Below are 22,091 nucleotides of genomic sequence, written 5' to 3' on the forward strand. Positions count from 1 at the left end.
TCGATAAGTCCTGCATTATTATGGACTGATTAATCGGTTCAGTGCTTGTTTCAACGTGGTATCGGCGCATAAAAATTTCGTCTTGCGCCCTCTGGTGAATGGTGCCATGATGCGCGAAATTTCTCCTTTCCTGAATCGGGGCCGCCTGCAATGACATCTCTGCCATTACATCGCCAATGCCGTTTCGCCCGTACGCGAAGGTCTGCCCCTGTCTCATCGCTCACCATGCGGTGAAGCCAACGCACGCTCACTGCAGGACAACAGTAAGATTAGACCATGTCTGCTTTTACTGATGTCTGGCGGTCGGAGCTGTAACCCAGTTGCACCCAGACGCTTCGTGGGGCAGAGCCAGACGCTCTGCCCGGGGCCTTTACTCTCCCTGAGTGGAACGTTGCGCTTATGAAATCAATGAACATTGCTGCCAGTCGTGAACTGGTCTCTCGCCTGTCTACCCATCGTGGGGTGGTGGCGCTGGATAGCACCGACTTTACCGATGTGGCAGCACTCGTCATTACCGTGGCCGACAGCCACAGCGGTATTCTTGCGCTGCTCAAGCGCACCGGTTTTAAGCTGCCGGTGTTTGTGCTGACGACCGACGATATCAGCGCTCCGAGCGGCGTAGATGCGATCATCAGCGGTAAAGAACAGGAGTGGCTGGAGCTGGAAGCGGCCGCCCTTCGCTATGAAGAAGATCTGCTGCCGCCGTTCTTCGACACCCTGACCCAGTATGTTGACATGGGCAACAGCACCTTCGCCTGCCCGGGGCATCAGCACGGCGCATTCTTTAAAAAGCACCCGGCGGGCCGTCAGTTCTACGATTTTTTTGGTGAGAACGTCTTTCGTGCCGACATGTGCAACGCCGACGTGAAGCTCGGCGACCTGCTGATCCACGAAGGTTCGGCCAAGCACGCGCAGAAGTTTGCCGCGAAGGTCTTCCACGCCGACAAAACCTACTTTGTGCTGAACGGCACCTCCGCCGCCAACAAAGTGGTGACCAACGCGCTGCTGACCCGCGGCGACCTGGTACTGTTCGACCGCAACAACCACAAATCGAACCACCACGGCGCGCTGATCCAGGCCGGGGCGACGCCGGTCTATCTGGAAGCGGCGCGTAACCCGTTCGGCTTTATCGGCGGCATTGATGAACACTGCTTTGATGAGCGCTATCTGCGTGAGCAGATCCGCGAAGCGGCGCCGGAGAAGGCCGATGACGCGCGTCCGTTCCGGCTGGCTATTATTCAACTGGGTACCTATGATGGCACCATCTATAACGCCCGTCAGGTGGTGGATAAAATCGGCCACCTTTGCGACTACATCCTGTTTGACTCCGCATGGGTAGGCTACGAGCAGTTTATTGACATGATGGCGGACACCTCGCCGCTGCTGCTTGAGCTGAACGAAAACGATCCGGGTATCTTCGTCACCCAATCGGTGCATAAGCAGCAGGCGGGCTTCTCGCAAACCTCGCAGATCCACAAAAAAGATAACCACATTCGCGGCCAGGCGCGTTTTTGCCCGCACAAGCGGCTGAACAACGCCTTTATGCTGCACGCCTCCACCAGCCCGTTCTACCCGCTGTTCGCGGCGCTGGATATCAACGCCAAAATTCACGAAGGGGAGAGCGGACGCCGTCTGTGGGCTGAGTGCGTCGAGCTGGGGATTGAAGCGCGCAAGGCGATTATCGCCAACTGCAAGCTGATCCAGCCGTTTATCCCGCCGAGGGTGGATGGCCGCCCGTGGCAGGATCACCCAACCAAAACGATGGCCAGCGAACGCCGCTTCTTCAGCTTTGCGCCGGGCGCGCGCTGGCACGGCTTTGCGGGCTACGCGCAGGATCAGTATTTCGTCGATCCGTGCAAGCTGCTGCTGACCACGCCGGGGATCGACGCGGAAACCGGGCAGTACACCGGATTCGGTATTCCAGCGACCATTCTGGCGCACTATCTGCGCGAGAACGGCATCGTGCCGGAGAAATGCGATCTGAACTCGATTCTTTTCCTGCTGACGCCGGCGGAAACGGCGGAGAAAATGGCGCAGCTGGTGGCGATGCTCGGCCAGTTTGAACAGCACATTGAAGACGACACGCCGCTGGCCGAGGTGCTGCCGACTATCTACAACAAGTACCCGGTGCGCTACCGCGACTACACCCTGCGCGAGCTGTGCCAGGAGATGCACGACCTGTACGTCAGCTTCGACGTTAAGGACTTGCAAAAGGCGATGTTCCGCAAAGAGAGCCTGCCGCCGGTGGTGATGAACCCACAGGACGCCAACAGCGCGTTTATTCGCGGCAACGTTGAGCTGGTGCGCATCAGCGAAGCGGAAGGGCGCATTGCCGCCGAAGGCGCGCTGCCGTACCCGCCGGGCGTGCTGTGCGTGGTGCCGGGGGAAGTGTGGGGCGGCGCGGTGCAGCGCTACTTCCTGGCGCTGGAAGAGGGCGTGAACCTGCTGCCCGGCTTTTCGCCGGAGCTTCAGGGGGTGTACAGCGAGAAGGATGCCGACGGGATTAGCCGGCTGTATGGGTATGTTTTGAAGTAAGGTGCGGGGGAACCCCTCACCCTTACCCTCTCCCCATGGGGGAGAGGGGACCGTCAGGTGCGGTGATTAAAACCAGCACCTGGTCTGTTTTTCTCCCTCTCCCCACCAGGAAAGGCGATACCTTAGTGCGTGACCGGCACCGTGCCCGGCGCAACACGCTCATGTTTATATTTGAACAGCCCAACGAACGCCACCGCCAGCACCAGCGAATAGGCGGCGAAAATCAGCCATACGCTTTGCCAGTCGGTAATGCCGTCCACGGTGTACATCTCCACCACTTTGCCGCTCGCCATTCCGCCGAGGATGCAGCCGAAACCGTTGGTCATCATCAGGAACATGCCCTGTGCGCTGGCGCGGATTTCCGGACGCACTTCTTTCTCAACGAATACCGAGCCGGAGATATTGAAGAAGTCGAAGGCGCAGCCGTAGACAATCATCGACAGCACCAGCAGCACGGTGCCGAACGGCGTCGGGTCGCCGTAGGCGAACAGGCCGAAGCGCAGCATCCACGCGAAAATACTGATCAGCATGACGTTCTTGATGCCATAGCGGCTTAAGAAGAACGGGATGGTGAGGATAAACAGCGTCTCGGAGATTTGCGAAATCGACATCATCACCGACGCGTGCTGCACGATAAAGCTGGTGGCAAACAGCGGATCTTTATCGAAGCTGTGCAGGAAGGTGTTACCGAACATATTGGTGATTTGCAGTTCCGCACCCAGCATCATGGAGAAGATAAAGAAGATCGCCATGCGTTTGTTTTTAAACAGCGCGAAGGCGTCCAGCCCCAGCATGCTGCTCCAGCTCTGTTTCTGCTGCTGATTCGATACCGGGATGTGCGGCAGCGTCAGGGTGAACAGCACCAGCACCACCGACAGCGCGGCGCCGATATACAGCTGCATATGGCTCAGCTCGAAGCCAGAGAAGCTCACCGCCCACATCGCCAGAATAAAGCCGATGGTGCCCCAGATACGGATAGGCGGGAAGTCGGTCACGATATCCATGCCCGCCGATTTCAGGCGGTAGTAGGAGATGGTGTTAATCAGCCCCAGCGTGGGCATATAGGCCAGCGAGTTAAGCAGAATCACGAAGAACATCGCCCCCGGCGTGGTGACCTCGGCGGCCATAAACAGCGTCCCGGCCCCGACCAGGTGACAGAAGGCATAGACCCATTTGGCGCTAATCCACTTATCCGCCACGATGCCCAGCAGCGTTGGCATAAAGACGGCGGCGATACCCAGCGAGCTGTACACCGCGCCGATGGAGGCGCCGTCGAACTTCAGCGTCACAAACATGTACGAGCCGAGCGTGGTCAGCCAGCTCCCCCACAGGCAGAACTGCAGGAACGACAGTATCTTAAGCTGCAGCTTTAAATTCATGTTAATTTCCTCACAAATATAACCGGATAAGTGTTCGTGTAATAACATCCGAAGGCATTATTTGTGCTGATGCTATCAATTGCCGTGATGTGACATTGTTAAGCGCCGCAAAAAATTGCAATTATTTTTACTTTGCACAACGAAATAGTGACAAAACTAACATTTTTGTTCGGGATTCAGGCGGGGAAACCGCTTCATGCTGTGAAAACAGGCAAGAAGCGGCTGATTTTGTGAGAATTATTACTTCCGGCGATAGCCTTTCTGCGCGGTATTGACCTTGTAGAGATAGCGACGCGATTCCGCTGACGGATGACGGGTGGTCAGGGTCTGATAGACATCGCCCGGCGACATGCTGTTGATGATATTCGCCGCCTTCACCTTATCGTTAGAGAAGACGCGCAGCACGCTGCCCGCGCCGCCGTTATAGGCGGTAATCACCGCATAGCGGCGCGACGTCGGGTTGCTGATACCGCCAAGATAGATATTGTTGAGGATCGCCAGATAGGCGGTCCCGGTATCGATGTTGCTGGCCGGATCGAACAGGAAGCTGCGGCTCGGCGTACCGGATTTCCCCTGCGAGCGGAAGACATCTTTCCCGGCGGTGTGCTGCACCACCTGCATCAGCCCCATCGCGTCGGAACGGCTCACCGCATACGGGTTGAAGGACGATTCGGTCTGCATAATCGCCAGAATCAGCGACTCGTCGATGCCGTATTTGCGCGAAGCCTGCCGCACCATCCCCAGATATTTGTGCGCACGCTTATCGAGGTGGTTCGGCACCAGATTAATGGTCACGCTGTAGATAATGTGCAGGCCGCTGCTGCGTTTTTTCATCCGCGTTTGCAGCAGGTAGTCGGCAAAGCGCGCGGCGCGCCACTCCCAGCGAATGGCTTCGCCGGTATTGTCGACCACCTGGCCATACAGGAATGGCTCTTTGGAAATCTGAATATCGTCGACGTCGGAATAGAGGTCAACCGAGCCGGGGTCGTCGCCCATGAGCAGCGTGGTGATAATAGCCTGGCGCAGGCGCGCGGCCGGGTCGGTGCCGGCGATAGTCTCGACGGTGATGGTACCGTCGTCGAAGTTAATGTGGCTACGGGTCTGGTAGCCATCGGTGTATTTAACGTAGTCCTTCGGACCGGCGATCAGGACTTCGTTAAACCCCCAGATGTTTTCAATGTTATGGGCGAACTGCCCCATCAGAATGTCAAAACCGTTGGTGTCTTTTACCCAGGCTTCGTTGTAGGCATCGCCTTTTTTCGAACCCGAGCAGGAGACCAGCAACGGCGCGATCAATGCCAGTGCGAATATTCTTTTTTTCATCATTCCGGGAGCGCGTGTTGTTGTTGTCTTAAAGGGCCGTCGGGGCCTTACTGTTTTTCTGGCGGCGTGTAGCCTTCAATGTGCACATCTTTGCCTTCAAACAGGAAGTTGACCATTTCTTCTTCCAGAAGCTTACGGTGCTCCACGTTCATCATGTTCAGCTTCTTTTCATTAATGAGCATGGTCTGCTTGTGCTGCCACTGCTTCCAGGCTTCTTTCGAAATCTCGTTATAGATGCGCTTTCCCAGCTCGCCAGGGTAGAGCTGGAAATCCTGTCCTTCGGCGTCGCGCTGCAGGAAAGTACAAAAAATGGTTCTGCTCATAATAAATCCTCTTATTTCGCCGCTCGCTAAACGAGGGAATCGGCGCGTAACTGCTGCAACAGGCGCTCAACCGGTGCGGCCAGCCCGACGACGGGCGGCTGGGCTAAGTTATACCAGAGAGCGCTGCCTTCATCCATGCATGAGGCGAATGAGGACACACTAAGCCACATAGGCACAATATCCAGATGGAAATGGCTGAAAGTGTGGCGGAAGGCGGTCAGTTGGGTCAGCTTGTCTGCCGGAATCTGCCGCTCGGCCAGCCAGTCGCGCAGCGCCGCTTCATCGGCAAACTGCGGGAAACAGTATAGACCGCCCCACAGGCCGCTAGGCGGACGCTGCTGCAAAAACACCTCGCGGTCGTGCTGCATCAGCAGAAAATAGCCGGTGCGCTCGGGGATCGTCTGCTTCGGTTTTTTGCCCGGATACTGCGCCCAGCTGCCGTCGGCGGTGGCGAGGCAGCCGTTTTCCAGCGGGCACAGCGAACATTTTGGCTTCGAGCGGGTGCAGACCATCGCTCCGAGATCCATCATCGCCTGGTTAAAGCGCGACACGCCGTTGGCAGGCGTCACCTGTTCGCTGATATCCCACAGCTTTTTCTCCACCTCTTTTTTGCCCGGCCAGCCGCCGACAGCGTAGCAGCGTGCCAGCACGCGCTTCACGTTGCCGTCGAGAATCGGAAAATGCTTGCCGAGCGACAGGGATAAAATCGCCCCGGCGGTAGAGCGCCCGACGCCGGGCAGCGCGGCCACTTCGTCGAAGGTTTCCGGGAAACGGCCGTGATGCAGCGTGGCGACCTGCTGCGCGGCTTTGTGCAGGTTGCGCGCGCGGGCGTAGTAGCCCAGCCCCGTCCACAGATGCAACACGTCGTCCAGCGGCGCGTTGGCGAGATCGGTGATCGTTGGAAAGCGTGACATAAACCGCTCAAAATAGGGGATAACTGTGGCAACCTGCGTCTGTTGCAACATCACCTCAGACAGCCATACTTTGTAGGGTGTCTTTTCAATTTGCCAGGGCAGGGTTTTACGCCCGTATTTGTCGTACCAGTCCAGCACCTGGGCTGAAAATTGAGACGCTTGCATGGTCAAAGCCGTGTTTCCGATATCGTCCGATTAAGGGGCCAGATTGCAGCACAGCGGTACTATGCTGTAAACAGGAACTTTCCGGTGCTTGCATCCGGCAACTAACTTTGGATAATGCCCGTTTCCCGAACACTCTCACAAGCAGACTTAACTTTTATGAAGAACGACGTCATTTCACCGGATTTTGATGAAAACGGCCGCCCGCTGCGCCGCATTCGTAGTTTTGTTCGTCGCCAGGGGCGACTGACCAAAGGGCAGGAACACGCGCTGGAAAACTACTGGCCGGTGATGGGCGTTGAGTTCAGCGAAGAGCCCGTCGATTTCGCCACGCTGTTTGGCCGCGACGCGCCGGTGACCCTGGAGATTGGTTTTGGCATGGGCGCTTCGCTGGTGGCGATGGCCAAAGCGCGACCGGAACAGAATTTCCTCGGCATTGAAGTGCACTCGCCGGGCGTCGGCGCGTGCCTGGCTTCGGCCCACGAAGAGGGCGTCGATAACCTGCGGGTGATGTGTCACGATGCGGTTGAAGTGCTGCACAAGATGATCCCGGACAACTCCCTGAACATGGTGCAGCTCTTTTTCCCTGACCCGTGGCATAAAGCGCGTCATAATAAACGCCGTATCGTGCAGGTACCGTTTGCCCAGTTCGTGAAGAGCAAGCTGAAGCTGGGCGGCGTTTTCCACATGGCGACCGACTGGGAAGCCTATGCCGAGCACATGCTGGAAGTGATGTCCTCAATCGACGGGTATCAGAACCTGTCTGAAACTCAGGATTACGTACCGCGCCCGGATTCGCGCCCGGTAACTAAATTTGAACAGCGTGGTCATCGTCTTGGCCACGGCGTATGGGACTTAATGTTCGAGAGGGTGAAATAAATGGCAAAGAATCGTAGCCGTCGTTTGCGTAAAAAAATGCACATCGATGAATTTCAGGAAATCGGCTTCTCCGTGGCGTGGCGTTTTCCGGAAGGCACCAGCGAAGAACAGATCGACCAGACCGTCGACCAGTTTATCGATGAAGTGATCGAGCCGAACAAGCTGGCGTTTGACGGCAGCGGCTATCTGGCCTGGGAAGGCCTGATTTGCACCCAGGAAGTGGGCAAATGCACCGAAGAACATCAGGCGCTGGTCCGCAAGTGGCTGGAAGACCGCAAGTTTGAAGAAGTGCGCACCAGCGAACTTTTCGACGTTTGGTGGGACTAAATAAGTATACGGGGCCAGCATTTGCTGGCCCGATTTGTACTGAGGGAAAGTTATGATGCGCAAAACGCTGCTGACGGCAGTACTCTCGTTCTCGGCGATGACCGCCCACGCTGACTACCAGTGCAGCGTCACGCCACGCGATGACGTGGTGCTCAAGCCGCAAACCGTGCAGGTGCAGGGCGAAAACGGCAATCTTATTATTACCCCCAACGGCGATGTCACCTACAACGGCAAGGCGTATACGTTAACGCCAGCCCAGCGTGAGCAGGCCAAAGATTATCAGACCGAGCTGCGCAGCGCGTTGCCGTGGATCGACGATGGCGCACGCAGCCGGGTAGAAAAGGGCCGCGTGGCGCTGGATAAAATCATCGCCAAAGAAGTCGGCGAAAACAGCAACATGCGCGGTCGCCTGACCAAGCTGGACGCGCAGCTCAAAGCGCAGATGAACCGCATTATTGAACGTCGTAGCGATGGCTTAACCTTCCACTACAAAGCCATCGACCAGGTTCGCGCCGACGGCCAGCAGCTGGTCAATCAGGCGATGGGCGGCATCCTGCAGGACAGCATTAACGAGATGGGCGCCAAAGCGGTACTGAAAGGCGGCGGCAACCCGCTACAGGGCGTGCTGGGCAGCCTTGGCGGCCTGCAAACCGCCATTCAGAACGAATGGAAAAACCAGGAAGCGGATTTCCAGGCGTTTGGTAAAGACGTGTGCAGCCGCGTGGTGTCGCTGGAAGATAGCCGCAAGGCGCTGGTCGGCACGCTGAAGTAATACCCTCCCGGCTACCTGCATTTCTGCGGGTAGCCAGATTCAGATTTTGTTTATCCGTCTCCCTTTCGCAGATTCCGTATGATGCGCTTTTCATACTAAAAGGAATTTGCCATGAAACTCGCCTGGAAATACGCGGCGCTTCTGCTGTGCTGCGGCTCTGTCCATGTGTTCGCCAGCGGCAACACGCCCACGGATGACGTTATCAAGCAGCAGTTCGCGAAGCAGTCTGGCGGCATGATGCACCTGGGGCATATCACGCTACGTCGGCTTGACGCCGTCGGTAATCAGGCCACCTATTCGGTTGAAGGCGATATGGCGGCTGACGACAATCTCTATCGCATGGTGGGGATGGCGGGGGATTACCTCTTCTATGAAAATACCTGGGTAAAAGACCGTCCGGTAAAATTTTCAGCGATGATGACCGCCGTGGGTACCCAGGCTTCGGGCTGGACGACGACGTTTTTTTCCATGCAAACGGCGGCGAAAAATGCCGGCAGGCCGTTTAGCCCAACGGAGGATCTGAGTAAGACGCTGGTGGTTAACGACAGCGGCTTTATGGCGCAGTTCGCGAAGCTTGATACCCAGTTTGCCGAAAGTAAAACCACGGTGGAAACCCAGCAGAAACAGTACGATGAGCTGAAAAAGCAGGTGATGGATTTAGACGAGCAAATAAAGCGCTCATGGGGAACGGACGCCAGCGGTAAATCGCTCGACCGCAGCGCGGTATTGCAGGCGATGAACGCTGAGATGTACGCCGTCGACCATAAAAACGACATGACAAAGTTCAGCAATCAGTACTACATCAACGTTTACGAACCCGCGCTGGTCGCCTGCCAGAAAAAGGCGGTGTGCGATGCCGAGCCGATTCGCACCGCGCGCGACGTTGCGCTGGAAGAACAGCGACGCGAATATCATCGCCAGCACGATCTGATGCAGGAAAAGATAACGAAAGCGATCGCGGAAAAAGACGCGAAGGTGGCGCCGCTGAGAAAACAGCGCGAGGCGTTACGTGGGCAAATGGTGGTGCTGGAGGCCAGCAACCAGGAGCTAACGTATAATGCGAAGCGCTGGCAGGAAGGGGTGGCGCGGATGCGTAAAGAGGGAGCAATTCCTTGATAACCCGGAGTCGGCGCGTTCGCGCCTCGTCCGGGTGACGTGGGTGTTACATCAACCCCAGCAGCTGCGGAATAAACAGCGAAATCTGCGGGATGTAGGCGATCATCATCAGCGCGACCAGCAGCGCGGCGTAGAACGGCAGCAGCGGTTTAATCAGTTGCTGGATTTTGACGCCGGAGATAGAGCAGCCGACGAACAGCGCGCTGCCTACCGGCGGCGTCAGCAGGCCGATACACAGGTTGGCGACCATCATAATGCCGAAGTGCACCGGATCCATACCCAGGTCCTGGGCGATCGGCAGGAAGATCGGCGTGAAGATCAGCACCGCGGGTGTCATATCCATAAAGATGCCGACGATCAGCAGCACGATGTTAATCAGCAGCAGGATCACCAGCGGATTCTCCGAGATCCCCATCAGCGTGTCGCTAATCATGTAAGGAATATCCGCGTTGGTCATCGCCCACGACATGCCGACGGAAAAACCGATTAGCAGCAGCACGATTGAGGTGGTCACTACCGATTCAAGAATCAGCTTCGGCAGATCGCGCCACTTCACTTCGCGGTAGATAATTACCGACAGGATAAAGGTATAAACCACCGCGATGGCCGACGCTTCGGTGGCGGTGAAAATCCCGCCCAGAATCCCGCCCATCACGATAATCACCAGCAGCAGGCTCGGCAGAGCGTCGAGGAACGCTTTCGCCGCCTGGGCGCAGGTCGGGCGCTCGGAGACCGGGTAGCCGCGGCGCTTAGCGATAATCGCGCAAACCACCATAATCGACAGCCCCATCAGAATGCCCGGCAGATAACCGGCCATAAACAGCGAGGCCACCGATACGCCGCCGGCGGTCAGCGAGAAGACGATCAGCACGTTAGACGGCGGAATCAGCAGCCCGGTGATGCACGACGAGACGTTAACCGCCGTTGAGAAGGCCGGATCGTAGCCCTTTTTCGTCTGAATCGGGTGCAGCGTGCCGCCTACCGCCGCCGCTGCGGCCACCGCCGAACCGGAGATAGAACCGAACATCATGTTAGCGAGCACGTTGACGTGGCCCAGCGAGCCGGGAACGCGCCCCACCATCACCTGCGCGAGGTTAATCAGGCGGATGGCAATACCCCCGCTGTTCATCAGCGTACCGGCGAAGATGAAGAACGGAATCGCCAGCAGGGCAAAGTTATCCAGACCGTTGGCCAGGCGCTGGGAAACAGTAATGACGGCGATATCCCACGGGAACATCAGCAGCATCGAGGCGACGGTGGCGATACCGATGGAAAACGAAATCGGCACGCCGATAAACACCAGCACGAAGAACGCGCCAAACAGCGTTAAAGCAATATACCCGTCCATTAGTGCGCTCCTTCTGTGGACTGTTTCAGGCTAATCAGGCCGTTGGCGATAAACCACAGGGCGTAAAACATCATGATGAGGCCGGACAGCGGCAGGATCAGATAGACGTAGCCCATCGGAATTTGCATCGCCGCGGAGACCTGTGCGGTAGCCAGCGTTTTCGCTATCAGCTTCAGGCCGCCGGTGACGATCACCGAACCGGAGAAGATAAAAATCAGCAGGTTAATCACCACGCCCAGCAGCGTTTGCTTACGCGGCTTGAGCGTCATGGCCAGCAGATCGATCGCCAGATGGCGCTGTGCGCCGACGGTATAGGCCGCGCCGAGCAGGCCCACCCAAATCATCAGAAAGCGCGCCAGCTCATCGGTGAGAGTGCTGGGCTGGTTTAATACGTAGCGGCTGAACACCTGCCAGACCACGCAGACGACCAGTGCCACCATCACCGCGACGGAGAATGCCGCGATCGCGCGGTCGACCGCGCGGTTAGTGCGGGTAAAAATCATCGTTTATTATCCTGGTGAAAGCGGGCCAGAAGCTGGCCCGTAAAAAGGGAGTTACTCGGCGGCGGCTTCAAATTTGGCCAGCAGCGCGGCCTGTTTTGGATCTTTGTTGAAATCGTCAAACAGCGGCTGGACGGCGGCGCGGAACGGCGCTTTGTCGACTTTGACGATCTCACCGCCCATCGCTTTCGCCTGAGCGCGGGTATCGGCGTCGATTTTATCCCACAGCTTCTGCTGGAAAGCTTCCGAGTCTTTAGCCGCTTTGGCCAGAATCTGCTGCTGCTCCGGCGTTAGCTTGTCCCAGGTTTTGGTGGAGATCACCAGGAAGTCAGGAATAGAGGCGTGCTCATCTTCGGAAAAGACTTTGGCAATTTCGATATGGCGCGTTTGTACCCATGACGGGACGTTATTTTCCGCGCCGTCAACCACCCCTTGCTGCATGGCGGTATACACTTCGCCAAATGAAATTGGCGTTGGCGAGCCGCCCATTAATTCAATCATTTTAATGGTGGTGGGGCTGGCCTGAACGCGAATTTTAAGCCCTTTTAAATCTTCCGGTTTGGTAATTGGTTTTTTAGCGTAAAAACTACGGGTACCGGCAACATAAGCGGAAAGCGCGAAGAAACCTTTCTCTTTCGTTGAGTCCATAATTTCTTTACCGACGTCACCGAATACTACTTTATTAAAATGTGCCTGGTCTTTAAATAAGAACGGTAAATTATAAATGGCGTAAACGTTATCAAACGATTCCAGATCGCTGGCGGAGCCTTTGGTCATATCCAGCGCGCCGTTCTGTAACAGCTCCATCGTTTCACGGGCGCTGCCCATCTGGCTGCTGGGGTAAATACGAATCGTCATTTTACCGTCTGATAGCTGCTTGACTTCTTTAGCCATTTCTTCAAAAGCCTGGTGTACAACGTGGCTACGCTCAAGGTTGTGCGCCAGCTTTAGCGTTACTTTTTCAGCGGCAGTGGCCCCAGCGGAAAGCAATGCGAAAAGCGATGCGCAGATCATCGTCTTGCGAAAAGAGAGAGATTTCATTAATAGGCTCCATGCACATTCATTATTGTGGTTTATATCTAGAGGGACAGCGTTGAATTTCTGTATGACATATTATCCTGGTTGTCTGACAGCTTTACGCTACCACTCTCACACTTTTAAATTATCTACGCATTAAATGCGGTTTTTGTGCGCTGGATTATATTTATTATGTATTCGTTATTGGCTATTAATATTTTTATTAAATATTAGCAGTGGAATTATTCGGTAAGTATTGCGGTGATCGTTCGGTAAAGATGAGTGATATATATTTCGCCATTATAAATAACGGCGAAATATATTTGTTTTTTATTCGCTGAGGAACAGTTCAAGCAGTGAGTTTAAAAACAGCTTACCGTGCTCGGTTATCTGCCAGTATTGCTCGCACTCGGTCAGGTAGCCCTGAGCCAGCGCTTCATCGAGCTGCGGGCGGATGACGCTCTCATCCAGGCCGGTATAGGCACTGAATTCGGCGCGCGGCGCGGCTTCCAGCAGACGGAAGCGGTTCATAAAGAACTCGAACGGCTTGTCGGCGTTTTCGACATCGTGCTGGCGTTCGAGGTAGCGTCCTTCCATATAGCCGCGCGGGTGGCGGGTTTTCGCCGTGCGCAGGATGCGGCCGTCGGGGAAGGTGACTTTACCGTGTGCGCCGCAGCCAATGCCCAGGTAGTCGCCGAAGCGCCAGTAGTTGAGGTTGTGCTGGCACTGGTAACCGGGTTTGGCATAGGCCGAGGTTTCATACTGCTGGTAGCCCGCGGCGGTCAGCAGCTGGTGGCCCTGCTCGAAGATATCCCACAGCGAGTCGTCGTCCGGCAGTACCGGCGGGCGCGAGCCAAACAGGGTGTTCGGTTCGATGGTCAGCTGATACCAGGACAGATGCGGCGGTGCCAGCTCAATCGCCTGGCGCAGGTCGCTGAGCGCCTCTTCCAGCGACTGATCCGGCAGGCCGTGCATCAGGTCGAGGTTGAAGCTGCGCAGCCCCAGCTCGTTCGCCAGCCGCGCGGCGCGTTTTGCCTCTTCCGGGCCGTGGATGCGGCCAAGCCGCTGGAGCTTGCTTTCGCTAAAGCTCTGCACGCCGATCGAAATGCGGTTAACGCCTGCCCGCTGGTACTCGACGAAGCGGTCGGCTTCAACGGCGCCCGGGTTTGCTTCCATGGTAATTTCTGCATCAGGGGCCAGCGTCAGACGCGCGCGTACGCCGTCCAGCAGGGCCTGCATCGCCGGGCCTGACAGCAGGCTCGGCGTACCGCCGCCGATGAAGATGGTCTTCACTTCACGTCCCTGGGCGTAGGCGATATCGGCGTCTAAATCGCTCAGCAGATGCTGGACGTAGTCGTCGTGCGGCACTTCGCCCTTCAGCGCGTGCGAGTTGAAGTCGCAGTACGGACACTTCTGCACGCACCACGGGATGTGAATGTAAAGACTCAGCGGAGGCAGCTTAACCATTGCGCATCGCTTCCAGTAACAGCTTCAGCGCCTGGCCGCGGTGGGAGATAGCAATCTTCTCTTCACGGCTCAGCTCGGCGGCGGTTTTGCCTTCCGACGGCACGAAGAAGATAGGGTCGTAGCCAAAGCCGCCCTGGCCTGCCGGCGAGCGGGTAATGACGCCCGGCCAGCTGCCGTGGCACACCAGCGGCGTCGGGTCTTCCGCGTGGCGCATATACACCAGCACGCAGTGGAACTGCGCCTGACGCTGGTCGTCCGGCACGTCTTTCAGGGTTTCCAGCAGCTTTTCCAGGTTTTGCTGGTCCGTGGCGTCGACGCCGGAGTAGCGCGCGGAATAAATGCCCGGCGCGCCGCCGAGTACGTCAACCGCCAGGCCGGAATCATCGGCGATAGCCGGTAAGCCGGTGACCTGTGCGGCGTGGCGCGCTTTGAGAATCGCGTTCTCAATAAAGGTCAGCCCGGTCTCCTCGGCGGACTCTACGCCAAGCTCGGTCTGGGCGACGATATCAAGACCAAAATCGCCGAGCAGCGAGGCAAGCTCGCGCACTTTACCGGCGTTACCGGTCGCGAGGACAACTTTTTGCATGGGATATCCTAATGTGTCAGGGCGTCGACGCCCGATGGGATCTGTTGCGGATGAATAATTTTAACCTGTTTATGTCGCCCCAGTTCACCTTTCTCGATGATGACCTGGCTTTTGGCGACCTTAAACTGTTTGGCGAGATATTTCACCAGATGGGCATTAGCCTGCCCATCCACGGGCGGGGCGGTGATGGCGACTTTAAGCTCGTCGCCATGCACCCCAACAATCGCGTCCCGGCTGGCCTTTGGCTGAATATACAGCCGCAGCACCAGCCCGTCATCGCAGGGAGTGACGGCACTCATAGCGCCATCCACAGTCCTGGCAGCAGCATGTTGCCGGTGGCTTGCAGCACTTCGGCGATGCCCATATTAATGACGTACAGCAGCAGCACCAGCACCATCGGGGAAAAATCGATTCCCCCCATGGACGGCAGCAGCCGACGGATAGGGCGCAGCAGCGGCTCGGCCAGCTGCATCAGAACGAACTCAACCGGGCTGCGGCCCTGGCTGACCCAGCTCATGATCGCCATCAGCAGCAGTACCCAGAAGATCAGCAGGCCGATAGTCTTGAGCAGAATCAGCACCGCCGAGATCCAGATAATCGGCTGGAAGGTGATGACCATAAACAGCACGATGGCTTTCACCACGCACAGAATAAAGGCCAGCAGCAGCGAAGAGCTGTCCAGCGGGCCCATCGGCGGAATGACGCGGCGCAGCGGCCCGACGATAGGCTGGGTGATTTTCACCACAAACTGCGAGAACGGGTTGTAAAAATCGCAGCGCGCCCACTGCATCCAGACGCGCAGCAGTAGCACCATTGTGTACAGTTCAATCACTGTAGAGAGCAGGAAGGTCAACGTCTTCATGGCGTTCCTTGGGGTTCCTTATTTTTTTGTGTAATCACGCGCACCAAAAATCGCGGTGCCAATGCGTACCATTGTACTACCTGCCGCAACAGCGGCTTCCATGTCGTCAGACATACCCAGAGATAGCGTGTCTACGGTCGGGTAGTCTGCTTTCAACCGCGCGAATGCTACAGCCATTTCGCGGGCCACGGCAAACTGCCGGTCGTACTCTTTTTCCGGCGCGGGAATCGCCATCAGGCCGCGCAGGCGGACGTTCGGCAGCGCGGCGATTTCAGCCGCCAGCGCGTCAAGCGCCTCCAGCGGAATGCCTGATTTGCTCTGCTCATCGCTGATGTTGATTTGAATCAGCACATTGAGCGGTGCTAGCTCCCTTGGGCGCTGTTCGCTCAGGCGAACCGCGATTTTCAGCCGGTCTACGGTATGGCACCAGTCGAAGTGCTCGGCAACCAGACGACTTTTATTGGACTGCAACGGGCCAATAAAGTGCCATTGCAGCGAGGTGACGCCCTGCTCGCGAAAGTGGCGAATTTTTTCTACCCCTTCCTGAACGTAGTTTTCACCAAATGCGGTCTGGCCCGCCGCAACGGCTTCTTCGACGGCGCTCGCAGGTTTTGTTTTACTCACTGCAAGCAGCGTTACTTCTTCTGAATCCCGGCCGCAACGCGCTGCTGCCGCTGAGATTTTCTCCCTGACCTGTGCCAGGTTATGCGCAATATCGTTCATATGGGCTGGTGGGTCTATGGATATACAAGAAATCGTGGCGCTTAGTGTAAAGCATAACGTGTCGGATCTACACCTGTGTAGCAGCGCAAACGCGCGCTGGCGCAGGCGGGGCAAGCTGGAAATTGCGCCGTTTCCCGCCCCGGATCCCGAAGCATTAATGGCGAGCTGGCTGAGCGACGGCCAGCGGCAGGCGTGGCAACGGCACCGACAGCTTGATTTTTCCGTCTCGCTTTCCGGCTGCCCGCGTTTGCGCGCCAGCGCGTTTGCGCACAGTCAGGGAACGTCGCTGGTGCTGCGCCTTCTGCCCACGCGCTGCCCAACGCTTGCCGAGCTGCATACGCCGGTCGCGCTGGCCGAAATGCTGCAAGAAGAGAGCGGGCTTATTCTGGTGACGGGGGCGACGGGCAGCGGGAAATCGACCACCCTGGCGGCGATGGTGGATCACCTCAACCAGCATCTGGCGGGGCACATTCTGACGCTGGAGGATCCGGTTGAATTCCTGCACACCAGCGGCGGCTGCCTGATTCAGCAGCGTGAAGTGGGGGAGCATACCGCCTCTTTTGCCGACGCGCTGCGGGTGGCGCTGCGCCAGGATCCGGATGTCATTCTGCTGGGGGAGCTGCGCGACAGCGAAACCATTCGCCTGGCGCTGACGGCGGCGGAGACCGGCCATCTGGTGCTGGCGACCCTGCATACGCGCGGTGCTGCGCAGGCGATTGAGCGGCTGGTGGATGTGTTCCCGGCCCAGGAGAAGGACCCGGTGCGCAACCAGCTTGCCAGCAGCCTTTGCGCGGTGCTGGCGCAGAGGCTTCAGCCGGATAAGCAGGGCGGGCGCGTCGCGCTGTTCGAAATGCTGATTAATACCCCGGCCGTCGGTAATCTGATCCGTGAGGGGAAAACGCATCAGATTGCCGGCGTCATGCAGACCGGGCTACAAACGGGCATGCAGACCTTTAGCCAGAGCTATCAGCAGTGGGTGAAGGCGGGGATGCTATAAAAGAGGAAAAGGCGTCTGGTTTTTAGCCAGCACGATCGACTGGCGGCAGTCGTCCTGAAACAATTATGTCGGCTATCACATTATTTAGCGCAATAATGTGATGGCTGTTTTGTTTCTCAACTCAACGTTTGTTTAATAATCAATATGACTTTTAATTTTGTAAACTTACTTATTAACGCTGTTGCGGGAATGTACCTTTTTGTAATTACCGAGTGATATTTAGCGAGGCGGAAACAAAACTTCCTACGACGTTTATTCTAATATGTTATTCGTTCCTACGCCATAGGGATGAGATTTTTGCAATGGGTTAATTACATTATGTTGCGTAGACTTACAAAAAAGGGTGATATTCTTTTGACACTTCTAAGGTCTTCGTTCTATCCTATTTATGTAATTAGGACTAATCTTATAAAATAATGTTTCACTTACTGGTTGGTTCTTATTATTAATGGTATTAGGTTTACCTTTGCTTTGACTTATTAAATCACCATGATGGTGGATATAGACTATGGAGAGTTTCAAAATGTTTGAAGTAACTGAGAGTGTATCTAATTCCCGCAAGATTATCTTAATCACCCATCCGTCAGTACAAGCCAACGCGTTTTCAAACTACCTCACTGAATTGCTGTCAGTTTCTGTCGAAGTACATAACATCAATAAGCCGTTGATGCAGCGCCTGAGTAAGGGCACCGTGGTATTGTTTGATATCGCCGTTTCCAACAAAAAGCTGAACGGTATCTGGCGTGATATTATCCGCACACAGTTTGATTCACCACGCCTGTTAATTATTAACAGCGCGCAGAAGTATGAATTATACGAAATGGCGCAATGGCCAGCACTGTACGGCGTTTTCCGTCATGACGACGAAGAATCGCGCTTAATTGAGGGCGTCAAAGCGGTCTTAAACGGCGAGCAGACGGCTGAATTGAGCGTGATGCACCCGGCAATGTATGCCGTTGAACACGCTGCGGAAAACCACGATAGCGTGCCGCTGACGGAACGTGAATGCGAAATTCTGAATGAATTACGCCACGGCGCGACCAATATGGATATTGCCCGTGCGCTGTTTATCAGCGAAAACACCGTGCGTACCCATCTGTATAATGTTTTCCGTAAACTGAGCGTGAAGAACAGAACGCAGGCGGTCAGCTGGGCCAATGAAAATCTGCGCCACTGATCGGCGAGATGCGTATTCTGGCGTGTTCCCGGGAAAAGATTCCCGGGGCTGCCTACGGCTAGTAACCCTGCTCGAAATAGCTTTCCAGAATCACCACGGCTGAGGCGGAGTCGACGCTGCCTTTGTTCAACGCTCTGAATCCCCCATGTTCAAACAGCCCGGCGCGAGCCTCAACGGTGCTCAGACGTTCGTCATGCAGCGTGATCGGCACGCCAAAGCGGCCGTGAATTTTATTGGCAAAATTACGCGCGCGGGCGGTCAGCGGCTGCTCGGTGCCGTCCATATTCAGCGGCAGGCCGACGATAACCGTCTCTGGCTGCCACTCTTTAAGCAGGCGGGCAATGATGTTCCAGTCGGGCGTGCCGTCCTGCGCCTTGATGGCCGCCAGCGGCCGGGCGGTGCCGGTAATGCGTTGGCCAATCGCTACGCCGATGCTGCGGGTGCCAAAATCGAAAGCCAGCAGTGTTCCACTCATTATGCGTGCCCCGCAGCGCCTGACATGGTCAGAATATTAATGCCAATCAGCTTCGCCGCTTCTTTCCAGCGCTCGCCAATCGGCGTTTTAAACAGAATATTGAAATCAGCCGGGGCGGTAAGCCAGGCGTTATCGAGGATCTCCTGCTCCAGCTGGCCCTTCTCCCAGGAAGCATAGCCCAGCGCCACCAGCACTTCCGACGGCTGACGTTCGGTGCCGAGCGTTTCCAGCACATCGCGGGAGGTCGTCACGATCGTATTGTCGGAGATGCGGATGCTGGACGAAAACGACGCCGGGGGTGTGTGCAGAATAAAGCCGCGATCTTCCGCCAGCGGGCCGCCGAGCATGACCGGTTTATCCAGGCGAATCGACGGATCGCGCGGTTCCGGATCGATCTTCAGCTTTTCGAGGATCCCCTCGATCTGCAGGTTTTCCAGCGGCTTGTTAATGATGATGCCCATTGCGCCGTCGTCGTTGTATTCGCAGATGTAGACCACGGAACGGCGGAAGATAGGATCCTGGAGGGTTGGCATAGCAATAAGAAAATGATGCTGTAAATTCATTATCAGAGGTTCTTGTCCTGTTTTAAAAAGCAGCAATGCCCAGTATGAGGGGAAAGCGCACGGCTGTCACCTGGCTGGCCTGCGTATATGCAGCGCTGGTTGCCAGGCTGGCGGCGGGTTCCCTCCCGCCGTGTTAGAGCAAGCGACTATTTTTGCAGGCGTTTTTCGATAGCGTCCATCAGCATACCGGTGATGGAAATCGGATATTCCGCTTCAATTTCGCGCACGCAGGTTGGGCTGGTGACGTTAATTTCCGTCAGACGATCGCCAATGATGTCCAGACCGACGAAGATCAGCCCCTTGGCTTTCAGCGTTGGGCCCACTTTACGGGCGATCGCCCAGTCGCTTTCGCTAAGCGGGCGCGGTTCGCCACGGCCACCGGCGGCCAGGTTGCCGCGGGTTTCGCCGCCCTGCGGAATACGCGCCAGGCAGTAAGGCACCGGCTCGCCGTCGATGACCAGCACGCGCTTATCGCCGTCTTTAATTGCCGGCAGGTAGTTCTGCGCCATGCAGTAGCGGCTGCCCAGTTCGGTCAGGGTTTCGGCAATCACGCCGATGTTCGGATCGCCTTCCTTCACGCGGAAGATCGACGCACCGCCCATGCCGTCCAGCGGCTTCATGATGATGTCGCCGTGTTTTTCCCAGAACGCTTTCAGCTGCGCCTTGTTACGGGTGACCAGCGTTTCCGGCGTGAGGTCGGAGAACCACGCGGTGAACAGCTTCTCGTTACAGTCGCGCAGGCTCTGCGGCTTGTTGACGATCAGCGTCCCTTTCTCTTCCGCGCGCTCAAGGATATAGGTGGCGTAGATAAATTCGGTGTCGAACGGCGGATCTTTACGCATCAGGATTACGTCGAGATCGGCGAGCTTAATCTCCTGCTCGCTGCCGAATTCGTACCATTTGTCGTAGTTCTGCTCAACGCTCAGCAGACGCGTACGGGCGTGCGACTCGCCGTTCAGCAGATAGAGATCGTTCATCTCCATATAGTGGAGTTCGTAGCCGCGACGTTGTGCCTCCAGCAGCATAGCGAAGCTGGTGTCTTTCTTGATGTTAATGCTTGCGATGGGATCCATCACGATGCCGAGCTTGATCATTATTTTTCTCCTTTAACCCAGGTCACCAAAGCGCACCTGCAGTGCGGTGATGGCGGTGAGTGCGGTAGTCTCTGTGCGCAGAACGCGAGGCCCTAACAGAATATCAGTAAACTGGTAATGTGCGGTCATGGCAATTTCATCAGCGGACAAACCGCCTTCCGGGCCAATCAGCAGGCGGACGCGTTCCACCGGCAGCGGCAGCGTGTTGATGCTGGCGCTGGCGCGCGGGTGCAGGTTGAGCTTGAGGGCGTTATCCTGCTCGGCGCACCAGTCTTCTACGTCCATTGCCGGGCGAATCTCCGGCACCACGTTACGGCCGCACTGCTCGCAGGCGGCGATGGCGATTTTCTGCCACTGCTGAATCTTTTTATTCAGACGTTCAGCGTCCAGTTTAACCCCGCAGCGCTCGGAAAAAAGTGGCGTAATGAGGCTTACACCCAGTTCAATCGATTTCTGGATGGTGAATTCCATTTTATCGCCCCGCGACATCACCTGGCCCAGATGAATGTGGATGGGGGATTCACGATCGTCCAGCGTACCGCTCTGGATCTCCACCATCACATTTTTCTTGCTTGCCTCGGTAATGACGGCGTCGAACAGCTGGTTGCTGCCGTCGAACAGCTGAACGGCCTGGCCCTGGCCCATGCGCAGAACGCGGCCTACGTGATTGGCGGCGTCCTCGCACAGCGGGATCTGCGTGCCGACGGTGATCGGTTCCGGGTGGTAGATGCGAGGGATACGCATAAGTCTGAATTCCATCTGTGGCTTTGCCCCCTCGCTCGGGAGAGGGCAGGAGCAAATTAACGATTGCCGCTAGTGTAGGTTAGCTGTTTTGTGCCTGGCAAGCCCGCAGCACATAGGGATTATGGTTGCCCTGAATTTTGGCGATGCGCTGGTCGCGTTCGCACTCCCAGCTGCTGACCGGATACATTTTGTCCCAGGCGTTAAACAGCTGAGTCTGCTGGCGGGACAGGGTGAGGCTATACTGGTCGCGCATATAGAAGTAGATACGGGCAATGGCACCGCGCGAACGTTCCGGCGGCTCGGCCACTTTCTGCTTAAAATCGACCTTCATGGCGCACTGGCCGTACTGACCCTCGCCGCCGTTCCACTGGCTGTACATAAAGTTGCCGCGGTCGCCGTTCACTTCGCCAACGGCGGGCTGAAGGTTGTGCATATCGCTTTCCATCTTGCGATATTCCGGATCTTTGGAACAGTTCTTCCTGCCGCCGTCCTGCCAGCACTGGCGCTGATGGCCGAACTGCCAGGCGGGAACGACGTGCTCCCATTCGACGCGGCTGGCGCGGTTCTCATTTTTACGCACTTTATAGCCGCACGATTCCAGATCGATAACGCCTTTTTTGCCCTGCCAGTTGATTTTGCAGCCGCAGTAGAAATCGCCGGGGACGTCGCTGTTAACCTTCACGCCCGCGCTTTTCGCTTGGGAAAAACTGTTGATACCGGTGGCCAATGCCTGGCCGGAGAGAGCCGCTGCCAGAAACGCAACGGTGAAAGAAAAATGACGGTACATCACGAACTCCATCTCAAAACG

24 protein-coding genes are annotated in these 22,091 nt (G+C 56.4%); 7 read left to right on the forward strand and 17 right to left on the reverse strand.

Annotated features, from left to right (window positions below; all coding sequences use genetic code 11):
* The first annotated feature begins 399 nt into the window (after window positions 1-399).
* Window positions 400-2,535, forward strand: a complete 2,136-nt coding sequence (locus ACK5JN_RS11885; protein ID WP_416870363.1) for an ornithine decarboxylase — start codon at window positions 400-402, stop codon at window positions 2,533-2,535.
* Window positions 2,536-2,657: 122 nt separating this feature from the next.
* Here ACK5JN_RS11885 and ACK5JN_RS11890 read toward each other — a convergent pair whose 3' ends face one another.
* The 4 genes from ACK5JN_RS11890 to mutY all read right to left on the reverse strand — a co-directional run bounded on the left by ACK5JN_RS11890 (window position 2,658) and on the right by mutY (window position 6,639).
* Window positions 2,658-3,914, reverse strand: a complete 1,257-nt coding sequence (locus ACK5JN_RS11890; RefSeq protein ID WP_416870364.1) for a nucleoside permease — start codon at window positions 3,912-3,914, stop codon at window positions 2,658-2,660.
* A 240-nt stretch (window positions 3,915-4,154) separates the two neighbouring features.
* A complete protein-coding gene (gene mltC / locus ACK5JN_RS11895) occupies window positions 4,155-5,237 on the reverse strand; it encodes a membrane-bound lytic murein transglycosylase MltC (protein ID WP_416870416.1) in 1,083 nt (360 codons plus the stop codon).
* A 47-nt stretch (window positions 5,238-5,284) separates the two neighbouring features.
* Window positions 5,285-5,560, reverse strand: coding sequence for an oxidative damage protection protein (locus tag ACK5JN_RS11900; RefSeq protein WP_064542603.1), 276 nt, complete (start codon window positions 5,558-5,560; stop codon window positions 5,285-5,287).
* Window positions 5,561-5,586: 26 nt separating this feature from the next.
* Window positions 5,587-6,639 (reverse strand): A/G-specific adenine glycosylase, encoded by a 1,053-nt coding sequence (gene mutY / locus ACK5JN_RS11905; RefSeq protein ID WP_416870365.1) that lies wholly within the window; start codon window positions 6,637-6,639, stop codon window positions 5,587-5,589.
* A 156-nt stretch (window positions 6,640-6,795) separates the two neighbouring features.
* On the opposite strand from mutY, the gene trmB reads away from it, so the two are divergent.
* The 4 genes from trmB (at window position 6,796) to ACK5JN_RS11925 (ending at window position 9,730) form a co-directional block, all read left to right on the forward strand.
* A complete protein-coding gene (gene trmB / locus ACK5JN_RS11910; protein ID WP_416870366.1) occupies window positions 6,796-7,515 on the forward strand; it encodes a tRNA (guanosine(46)-N7)-methyltransferase TrmB in 720 nt (239 codons plus the stop codon).
* Window positions 7,516-7,842 (forward strand): YggL family protein, encoded by a 327-nt coding sequence (locus tag ACK5JN_RS11915; protein WP_065356020.1) that lies wholly within the window; start codon window positions 7,516-7,518, stop codon window positions 7,840-7,842.
* 52 nt (window positions 7,843-7,894) lie between these two features.
* Window positions 7,895-8,614 carry a DUF2884 domain-containing protein gene (locus ACK5JN_RS11920; RefSeq protein ID WP_416870367.1) on the forward strand — a complete coding sequence of 240 codons (720 nt, stop codon included), beginning with the start codon at window positions 7,895-7,897 and terminating at the stop codon, window positions 8,612-8,614.
* A gap of 111 nt (window positions 8,615-8,725) precedes the next feature.
* Window positions 8,726-9,730, forward strand: coding sequence for a DUF1202 family protein (locus ACK5JN_RS11925; RefSeq protein ID WP_416870368.1), 1,005 nt, complete (start codon window positions 8,726-8,728; stop codon window positions 9,728-9,730).
* A 46-nt stretch (window positions 9,731-9,776) separates the two neighbouring features.
* On the opposite strand, the gene ACK5JN_RS11930 is transcribed toward ACK5JN_RS11925, so the two are convergent.
* The 8 genes from ACK5JN_RS11930 to ACK5JN_RS11965 all read right to left on the reverse strand — a co-directional run bounded on the left by ACK5JN_RS11930 (window position 9,777) and on the right by ACK5JN_RS11965 (window position 16,233).
* Complete coding sequence (locus ACK5JN_RS11930) at window positions 9,777-11,078, reverse strand: TRAP transporter large permease (protein ID WP_416870369.1); 1,302 nt, start codon at window positions 11,076-11,078, stop codon at window positions 9,777-9,779.
* Complete coding sequence (locus ACK5JN_RS11935; protein ID WP_416870370.1) at window positions 11,078-11,581, reverse strand: TRAP transporter small permease; 504 nt, start codon at window positions 11,579-11,581, stop codon at window positions 11,078-11,080. Before ACK5JN_RS11935 ends, ACK5JN_RS11930 begins: the two co-directional genes overlap by 1 nt.
* Window positions 11,582-11,632: 51 nt before the next feature.
* Window positions 11,633-12,619: a TRAP transporter substrate-binding protein gene (locus ACK5JN_RS11940; RefSeq protein WP_416870371.1), complete on the reverse strand. Its 987-nt coding sequence runs from the start codon at window positions 12,617-12,619 to the stop codon at window positions 11,633-11,635.
* Between the two features lie 306 nt (window positions 12,620-12,925).
* Window positions 12,926-14,062, reverse strand: coding sequence for a radical SAM family heme chaperone HemW (hemW, locus tag ACK5JN_RS11945; protein WP_416870372.1), 1,137 nt, complete (start codon window positions 14,060-14,062; stop codon window positions 12,926-12,928).
* Window positions 14,055-14,648 carry an XTP/dITP diphosphatase gene (locus ACK5JN_RS11950; protein WP_416870373.1) on the reverse strand — a complete coding sequence of 198 codons (594 nt, stop codon included), beginning with the start codon at window positions 14,646-14,648 and terminating at the stop codon, window positions 14,055-14,057. The genes hemW and ACK5JN_RS11950 overlap by 8 nt, the downstream gene beginning before the upstream one ends.
* An 8-nt stretch (window positions 14,649-14,656) precedes the next feature.
* Window positions 14,657-14,947 (reverse strand): DUF167 family protein YggU, encoded by a 291-nt coding sequence (yggU, locus tag ACK5JN_RS11955; protein WP_416870374.1) that lies wholly within the window; start codon window positions 14,945-14,947, stop codon window positions 14,657-14,659.
* A complete protein-coding gene (locus ACK5JN_RS11960) occupies window positions 14,944-15,510 on the reverse strand; it encodes a YggT family protein (RefSeq protein WP_064542638.1) in 567 nt (188 codons plus the stop codon). The genes yggU and ACK5JN_RS11960 overlap by 4 nt, the downstream gene beginning before the upstream one ends.
* Before the next feature lie 18 nt (window positions 15,511-15,528).
* Entirely contained in the window at window positions 15,529-16,233 is a 705-nt protein-coding gene (locus ACK5JN_RS11965) for a YggS family pyridoxal phosphate-dependent enzyme (RefSeq protein WP_416870375.1), read from the reverse strand.
* A gap of 16 nt (window positions 16,234-16,249) precedes the next feature.
* Here ACK5JN_RS11965 and ACK5JN_RS11970 point away from each other — a divergent pair, with 16 nt between their 5' ends.
* Together ACK5JN_RS11970 and ACK5JN_RS11975 are read left to right on the forward strand one after the other, a co-directional pair.
* Window positions 16,250-17,230: a type IV pilus twitching motility protein PilT gene (locus ACK5JN_RS11970; RefSeq protein WP_416870376.1), complete on the forward strand. Its 981-nt coding sequence runs from the start codon at window positions 16,250-16,252 to the stop codon at window positions 17,228-17,230.
* Window positions 17,231-17,753: 523 nt separating this feature from the next.
* The gene (locus tag ACK5JN_RS11975; protein WP_416870377.1) at window positions 17,754-18,407 is read left to right on the forward strand and encodes a LuxR C-terminal-related transcriptional regulator; all 654 of its coding nucleotides are present in this window, start codon (window positions 17,754-17,756) and stop codon (window positions 18,405-18,407) included.
* 58 nt (window positions 18,408-18,465) lie between these two features.
* Here ACK5JN_RS11975 and ruvX read toward each other — a convergent pair whose 3' ends face one another.
* From ruvX to endA, 5 genes are all read right to left on the reverse strand, one after another.
* Window positions 18,466-18,882, reverse strand: a complete 417-nt coding sequence (gene ruvX, locus ACK5JN_RS11980) for a Holliday junction resolvase RuvX (RefSeq protein WP_064542651.1) — start codon at window positions 18,880-18,882, stop codon at window positions 18,466-18,468.
* Window positions 18,882-19,445: a YqgE/AlgH family protein gene (locus tag ACK5JN_RS11985; protein ID WP_416870378.1), complete on the reverse strand. Its 564-nt coding sequence runs from the start codon at window positions 19,443-19,445 to the stop codon at window positions 18,882-18,884. Before ACK5JN_RS11985 ends, ruvX begins: the two co-directional genes overlap by 1 nt.
* 146 nt (window positions 19,446-19,591) lie before the next feature.
* Window positions 19,592-20,539 (reverse strand): glutathione synthase, encoded by a 948-nt coding sequence (gshB, locus tag ACK5JN_RS11990; RefSeq protein WP_416870379.1) that lies wholly within the window; start codon window positions 20,537-20,539, stop codon window positions 19,592-19,594.
* A 12-nt stretch (window positions 20,540-20,551) separates the two neighbouring features.
* Window positions 20,552-21,283, reverse strand: a complete 732-nt coding sequence (gene rsmE / locus ACK5JN_RS11995; RefSeq protein WP_416870380.1) for a 16S rRNA (uracil(1498)-N(3))-methyltransferase — start codon at window positions 21,281-21,283, stop codon at window positions 20,552-20,554.
* A 79-nt stretch (window positions 21,284-21,362) separates the two neighbouring features.
* Entirely contained in the window at window positions 21,363-22,070 is a 708-nt protein-coding gene (gene endA, locus ACK5JN_RS12000; RefSeq protein ID WP_416870381.1) for a deoxyribonuclease I, read from the reverse strand.
* Window positions 22,071-22,091: the final 21 nt, after the last annotated feature.

Origin of the sequence: Kluyvera sp. (genome assembly GCF_047971185.1) — a bacterium.
GTDB lineage: Bacteria > Pseudomonadota > Gammaproteobacteria > Enterobacterales > Enterobacteriaceae > Kluyvera.

What these genes read in the sequence shown, in the direction of transcription:
- trmB (WP_416870366.1), top strand. Translation starts at nt 6,796, where the DNA reads ATGAAGAACGACGTCATTTCACCGGATTTTGATGAAAACGGCCGCCCG.
- ACK5JN_RS11890 (WP_416870364.1), bottom strand. Translation starts at nt 3,914, where the DNA reads ATGAATTTAAAGCTGCAGCTTAAGATACTGTCGTTCCTGCAGTTCTGC.
- ACK5JN_RS11915 (WP_065356020.1), top strand. Translation starts at nt 7,516, where the DNA reads ATGGCAAAGAATCGTAGCCGTCGTTTGCGTAAAAAAATGCACATCGAT.
- ACK5JN_RS11965 (WP_416870375.1), bottom strand. Translation starts at nt 16,233, where the DNA reads ATGAACGATATTGCGCATAACCTGGCACAGGTCAGGGAGAAAATCTCA.
- ACK5JN_RS11970 (WP_416870376.1), top strand. Translation starts at nt 16,250, where the DNA reads ATGGATATACAAGAAATCGTGGCGCTTAGTGTAAAGCATAACGTGTCG.
- ACK5JN_RS11960 (WP_064542638.1), bottom strand. Translation starts at nt 15,510, where the DNA reads ATGAAGACGTTGACCTTCCTGCTCTCTACAGTGATTGAACTGTACACA.
- ACK5JN_RS11950 (WP_416870373.1), bottom strand. Translation starts at nt 14,648, where the DNA reads ATGCAAAAAGTTGTCCTCGCGACCGGTAACGCCGGTAAAGTGCGCGAG.
- ACK5JN_RS11900 (WP_064542603.1), bottom strand. Translation starts at nt 5,560, where the DNA reads ATGAGCAGAACCATTTTTTGTACTTTCCTGCAGCGCGACGCCGAAGGA.
- ACK5JN_RS11975 (WP_416870377.1), top strand. Translation starts at nt 17,754, where the DNA reads ATGTTTGAAGTAACTGAGAGTGTATCTAATTCCCGCAAGATTATCTTA.
- mutY (WP_416870365.1), bottom strand. Translation starts at nt 6,639, where the DNA reads ATGCAAGCGTCTCAATTTTCAGCCCAGGTGCTGGACTGGTACGACAAA.
- ACK5JN_RS11885 (WP_416870363.1), top strand. Translation starts at nt 400, where the DNA reads ATGAAATCAATGAACATTGCTGCCAGTCGTGAACTGGTCTCTCGCCTG.
- ACK5JN_RS11985 (WP_416870378.1), bottom strand. Translation starts at nt 19,445, where the DNA reads ATGAATTTACAGCATCATTTTCTTATTGCTATGCCAACCCTCCAGGAT.
- hemW (WP_416870372.1), bottom strand. Translation starts at nt 14,062, where the DNA reads ATGGTTAAGCTGCCTCCGCTGAGTCTTTACATTCACATCCCGTGGTGC.
- yggU (WP_416870374.1), bottom strand. Translation starts at nt 14,947, where the DNA reads ATGAGTGCCGTCACTCCCTGCGATGACGGGCTGGTGCTGCGGCTGTAT.
- gshB (WP_416870379.1), bottom strand. Translation starts at nt 20,539, where the DNA reads ATGATCAAGCTCGGCATCGTGATGGATCCCATCGCAAGCATTAACATC.
- ACK5JN_RS11935 (WP_416870370.1), bottom strand. Translation starts at nt 11,581, where the DNA reads ATGATTTTTACCCGCACTAACCGCGCGGTCGACCGCGCGATCGCGGCA.
- mltC (WP_416870416.1), bottom strand. Translation starts at nt 5,237, where the DNA reads ATGAAAAAAAGAATATTCGCACTGGCATTGATCGCGCCGTTGCTGGTC.
- ACK5JN_RS11930 (WP_416870369.1), bottom strand. Translation starts at nt 11,078, where the DNA reads ATGGACGGGTATATTGCTTTAACGCTGTTTGGCGCGTTCTTCGTGCTG.
- rsmE (WP_416870380.1), bottom strand. Translation starts at nt 21,283, where the DNA reads ATGCGTATCCCTCGCATCTACCACCCGGAACCGATCACCGTCGGCACG.
- ACK5JN_RS11920 (WP_416870367.1), top strand. Translation starts at nt 7,895, where the DNA reads ATGATGCGCAAAACGCTGCTGACGGCAGTACTCTCGTTCTCGGCGATG.
- ACK5JN_RS11925 (WP_416870368.1), top strand. Translation starts at nt 8,726, where the DNA reads ATGAAACTCGCCTGGAAATACGCGGCGCTTCTGCTGTGCTGCGGCTCT.
- ACK5JN_RS11940 (WP_416870371.1), bottom strand. Translation starts at nt 12,619, where the DNA reads ATGAAATCTCTCTCTTTTCGCAAGACGATGATCTGCGCATCGCTTTTC.
- endA (WP_416870381.1), bottom strand. Translation starts at nt 22,070, where the DNA reads ATGTACCGTCATTTTTCTTTCACCGTTGCGTTTCTGGCAGCGGCTCTC.
- ruvX (WP_064542651.1), bottom strand. Translation starts at nt 18,882, where the DNA reads ATGAGTGGAACACTGCTGGCTTTCGATTTTGGCACCCGCAGCATCGGC.